Source organism: Cryomorpha ignava, from assembly GCF_010686655.1.
Classification (GTDB): Bacteria; Bacteroidota; Bacteroidia; order Flavobacteriales_D; family Cryomorphaceae; genus Cryomorpha; species Cryomorpha ignava.
The window spans coordinates 1-3,757 of record NZ_JAAGVY010000097.1 but is presented as its reverse complement, the minus strand read 5'-3'; the positions used below and the strand labels follow the sequence as shown (position 1 = coordinate 3,757).

Genomic DNA, 3,757 nt, shown 5'->3' with positions numbered 1-3,757 from the left:
GATCCGGTTGTCAGGGTCCGACACTGGTGGCATCAAATAGTAGTTTTATCGATTGTGCTACCGGGCAGGCAAATATTCAGTACAACCCCTATAACTATAATATTCTTAGTGAAACCTGGATTTTTCCGCCGCAAGCGATAAATCCCAGCCCTACACTGGGCACCACTGCCACGGCGTCTGCGAGCTTTGAAGAAGCCGGTGTGTATCCATTTAATTATGTTGTTGTCACTGACTCATGCACGAAGAGATTTAATCAATCTGTGTATATACCCTTTGTGGGGGATATGTACTATAGCGTAAGCTGTGGCAGCGGAAGTTTATATGATGTTACACTTTACGACCACTCAAATATTTTCCCTTTGGAAGTGGGTAGCATGTATAATAGCTATGCCTATAAAGAAGGAACAAATCCTTGGCAAACGATTGTAGCCGGCAATTCAGTCCTGTCTGCAGATGTACAACTACCTGCCGGTGATTACCAATTCAGAGAGATTATATACAGCACCCTTACGACAGCTGCGCCTCCTTGCACTACGATTGTAAGCGTAAACTTGCCTGATAAGCCTGATGCCGATTTTGAGATTGTTTCTCCTTTTGAACCGGCTTGTATTAATGATGTGGTGGTGCACTTGAATAACTTAAGTACACCGGCAACAGGTCTAAATTATCTTTGGAATTTTGACGAAGGCCCTACTAATTATCAACCCAATCCGGATAAAGTTTATGGTTCTTTACCTCCTTCAGGACAATTTACTATCACCCTCACCGCTACCAGCAGCATGGGTTGTGTCGATAGTACCCAACAAACTATTGAGATTGAGGATAATGGGTTATGGAACGGAACGAAACCTACCCTTTTAATCAGCCCTGCACCGCCGGTTTGTATTGGAACGCCGATAAGCTTGACATATTTTAATCTTGGTTTTCCAACCCCACCAAATTTCACTTGGTATCAGGGAAGCATACCTATCACCCCGATTGTGACTTCTTCAAGTTTTGATGTTACCCAAGGAGGTGATTATTGGGTAATGGGTTCAGATCAATATGGCTGTCAGGTACCATCGGAGCCGGTATCTATTTATTTTACACCATTACCAACGCCCACTATTATCGGCAACCCTGCCCAGTGCGATAGCGTACCTTTTACACTTACAAGCTCCATAAATGCAGCATCGGGACTAAGCCTTGAGTGGGAGCGCAGCCCGGGAGGTGTTGTAGGTTCGGGTTCTACTCTGTTTCAAACACTACCGGTCGGTACATACACCTATATTCTTACAGCTACCCAGAACGGATGTGATGGTGTAAGTGTGCCTTATACCGTAACGGTGGCAAGCCCTGTTGATACACCGGCCGTATCATTTAATATTACGAGCTGCGAGCCTTATGTGGTATCGCTTACAGCTACCAATGCCCAAAGCGGCACCTACAATTGGAGCAATGGAAGCACCGGATCTGCCGTAAATGGGTATATGGGCGGCCTATTCGAAGTTTATTTTACCAGCAACAGTGGATGTACAAGCAGCAATGAAATATCTGTTCCGCATTCGCCACAGGAATATATGTGGAATTTTCCAACCGGTTGCTTTTGTACAGATGATTTGCGTGACGGTAATGACATAACAACATGTGCCGGCCAGGCTGTAATTGTAGGTCCCTATAATCCGTTTGCGTATTGGAGCTACCAGGTGAATGGTGTTGACGTATCGACAGGTTCGGGAAACCACCCTTTAGGTTTCTCAAATTTTGGACCCGATAGCATCAACCTTATTTTAGACAATGGGTATTGCCAAATAACCAGCGATGCCATGTATCTTAGCGATAGCTGTTCAGCTTCCGGTTCTCAAGGATTGATTGCAAACGGAACTTCGCCAAATGAGTTTGAATTCCAGGCGAATACATTCAACCAAAATAAAGAACAACTTGAACCGGAAATCTTGCTTATACCAAATCCTGCTACAAATCAAACGCGTATTCAATACCGTTTTACTGAAAGCGAAAGCCAAAAAACGATTGAAATATATGATTTGACCGGAAGGAGAGTTAAAACGCTTAGACCTCAAAACGATGTTGGTAGTATCTCTTTGCAATTGGGTGATTTTGTAAGTGGGCTTTATCAAATCTGCCTTAGACAGGATGGGCGCATTATTGCCCAAAGCAAACTCTCTGTTGCTCCTTAATTTTTATCTTCCGGTGCGGTTTTAAAACCGTACCGGAAGATATTTATTCTACTTTTTAAATTCCACAATCATGAAAAAATTAAAACATTCATTATATATCCTTCTTTTTCTATTTTTTGCCACAAATCTTTTCGCTCAACCCGATTGGCAATGGGGTCAGGAAGTGCGGTTTAATGCCAAAAGTATTGCAATTGATACATACGGGAATTCTTATGTTACTTGGTCATTGCAAGATAATTACGAAATAGATGGAGAACTTTTTGTAAGTAATGGATCAAGTGATGCAGCATTGACAAGCTTTGACTGTGACGGAACACACCGCTGGACAAAGATTATAGGAGGTTCGAGTAGTGATCAAACTTGGGGATTGGGAACGGATACCCTCGGTGGGGTATATTTACTAAGTAACGTTAATGGCGGTCGTTTGGCAAACTATAGTTTGGACATTGATTCAGACACTACCATCATCTCTAATCGAAAAGCCATGCTCTTGGTCAAATACAATACGGAAGGAGATTTTCAATGGATGCACATGCCCGAAGATACGGTAGTTATCAATCCCAGTGATTTGCAATTGGCTGGGGGTCGTGATCTGGAAGTAGCACCTAATGGAGATTGTTACGTATACAGCAAGCTACCCATCGGAACCTATAGCGGCGGAGCCTTTGAAGCTACCTTTCCGGGAACCGTAAACGATGGTGAAGATATTTACATTTTAAAATACGATGGTCAAGGCAATTTCACGGGTGGAGTGCATTTAGATATGTATTATTCCGGCGGAACTTTGGTTAGTAGTAATCTAATCAGAGACCACTATACCGGACGTTTTTATTTCTCAGGATATTCCGACGATGTTGCTATTTTCGGCGGTGAGGAAGTAACCGCCAATAATTATGTCGTCCAATTTGATAGTTCTGGGTTTGTGAACTGGAGGGTATCGACAGATGATACGGGCTCTTCTGGTAATAGTGGATCAAGATTCTTTGGAAAACCTACTGTTGATGAATTGGAAAATGTTTATGTGACAGGGGGCTCCGCAAGTGGCTATAGCTTTGGTGATTTTACATTTCAAAATACTTTAGGAAATAGCGGGTTTCCTATTTTTGCTAAAATAGATTCATCTGGAAATGTAGTTTATGCTACTAATGCTTCAGGAACAAATGCGAATAGCGGAGATGCAGTAGTCTATGCAAATAACACGGTGGCAGTGGCTGGTCACTGGGGTGGTCTTTTTTCTTGGGGAGATATAATCGAAGACAATACAGGTAATGGTAGCCAAGGCTATAATGTTTTTCTTTCTTTTTTCGATGCTTCCGGCTCCGGTTTGCCCGAAAGCTTCCATAGCTTAACCAGTTCACCCCTAGGTGTTGAAATCCCTTCTCTCCTTACCTCCGACAACCAAGGCAATTTTTACGTCGGTGGTAAGTTTAGCGGTCAGTTGCACGTTGGCGATGGCACCCTCTACAACCAAACCGGGACTCAAGAGGGTTTTATCGCCAAGTTTGGTTCAGATTCTTGTTATTGTCCGCTGCCAGTCTCTCTTTTTACATACGACAGTATTCCCAACCAAGCTGGGTATA

At 43.0% G+C, this 3,757-nt stretch carries 2 protein-coding genes; both read left to right on the top strand.

Features of this window, described 5'->3' with window-relative positions:
- The coding region (locus G3O08_RS20410) for a T9SS type A sorting domain-containing protein (protein WP_163287301.1) at nucleotides 1-2,177 on the top strand (2,177 nt) is incomplete at its 5' end.
- A 70-nt stretch (nucleotides 2,178-2,247) separates the two neighbouring features.
- A partial coding sequence (locus tag G3O08_RS20405; RefSeq protein WP_163287300.1) for a hypothetical protein occupies nucleotides 2,248-3,757 on the top strand: 1,510 nt, incomplete at its 3' end.